Below are 1,849 nucleotides of genomic sequence, written 5' to 3' on the forward strand. Positions count from 1 at the left end.
TGGATGGGTAGGGGAGCGTCGTGTGCCGGGTGAAGCTGCGCCGGAAGGCAGTGGTGGACGGTTCACGAGTGAGAATGCAGGCATGAGTAGCGATACACACGTGAGAAACGTGTGCGCCGATTGACTAAGGGTTCCTGGGTCAAGCTGATCTGCCCAGGGTAAGTCGGGACCTAAGGCGAGGCCGACAGGCGTAGTCGATGGATAACCGGTTGATATTCCGGTACCCGCTGTGAAGCGTCAAACATCGAGCATCGTGATGCTAAGGCCGTGAAGCCGTTCCGGACCCTTCGGGGAATGGAAAGTGGTGGAGCCGCCGGACCAAGCGGTTAGTAGGTGAGTGATGGGGTGACGCAGGAAGGTAGTCCATCCCGGGCGGTGGTTGTCCCGGGGTAAGGGTGTAGGCCGTGCGATAGGCAAATCCGTCGCACATTAAGGCTGAGACCTGATGCCGAGCCGATTGTGGTGAAGTGGATGATCCTATGCTGTCGAGAAAAGCCTCTAGCGAGTTTCATGGCGGCCCGTACCCTAAACCGACTCAGGTGGTCAGGTAGAGAATACCGAGGCGTTCGGGTGAACTATGGTTAAGGAACTCGGCAAAATGCCCCCGTAACTTCGGGAGAAGGGGGGCCACGTCTGGTGAGAGCACTTGCTGCTCGAGCTGGGGGTGGCCGCAGAGACCAGCGAGAAGCGACTGTTTACTAAAAACACAGGTCCGTGCGAAGCCGTAAGGCGATGTATACGGACTGACGCCTGCCCGGTGCTGGAACGTTAAGGGGACCGGTTAGTCACATTTCGGTGTGGCGAAGCTGAGAACTTAAGCGCCAGTAAACGGCGGTGGTAACTATAACCATCCTAAGGTAGCGAAATTCCTTGTCGGGTAAGTTCCGACCTGCACGAATGGCGTAACGACTTCTCGACTGTCTCAACCATAGGCCCGGTGAAATTGCACTACGAGTAAAGATGCTCGTTTCGCGCAGCAGGACGGAAAGACCCCGGGACCTTTACTACAGTTTGATATTGGTGTTCGGTTCGGCTTGTGTAGGATAGCTGGGAGACTTTGAAGCTGCCACGCCAGTGGTGGTGGAGTCGTCGTTGAAATACCAGTCTGGTCGTGCTGGATGTCTAACCTGGGTCCGTGATCCGGATCAGGGACAGTGTCTGATGGGTAGTTTAACTGGGGCGGTTGCCTCCTAAAGAGTAACGGAGGCGCCCAAAGGTTCCCTCAGCCTGGTTGGCAATCAGGTGTTGAGTGTAAGTGCACAAGGGAGCTTGACTGTGAGACCGACGGGTCGAGCAGGGACGAAAGTCGGGACTAGTGATCCGGCGGTGGCTTGTGGAAGCGCCGTCGCTCAACGGATAAAAGGTACCCCGGGGATAACAGGCTGATCTTCCCCAAGAGTCCATATCGACGGGATGGTTTGGCACCTCGATGTCGGCTCGTCGCATCCTGGGGCTGGAGTCGGTCCCAAGGGTTGGGCTGTTCGCCCATTAAAGCGGTACGCGAGCTGGGTTTAGAACGTCGTGAGACAGTTCGGTCCCTATCCGCTGCGCGCGCAGGAATATTGAGAAGGGCTGTCCCTAGTACGAGAGGACCGGGACGGACGAACCTCTGGTGTGCCAGTTGTCCTGCCAAGGGCATGGCTGGTTGGCTACGTTCGGGAGGGATAACCGCTGAAAGCATCTAAGCGGGAAGCCTGCTTCGAGATGAGTATTCCCACCCACTTGATGGGGTAAGGCTCCCAGTAGACGACTGGGTTGATAGGCCGGATCTGGAAGCCCAGTAATGGGTGGAGGTGACCGGTACTAATAGGCCGAGGGCTTGTCCTCAGTTGCTCGCGTCCACTGTGTT

General features: G+C 57.0%; 1 rRNA gene (running past one end of the window). It reads left to right on the plus strand.

The features are described 5' to 3' along the window. A 23S ribosomal RNA gene (locus ACWCQK_RS41955) occupies nucleotides 1–1,827 on the plus strand (it extends 1,368 nt beyond the left edge of the window). Nucleotides 1,828–1,849 lie beyond the last annotated feature (22 nt).

Source organism: Streptomyces sp. NPDC002306, assembly GCF_053593435.1.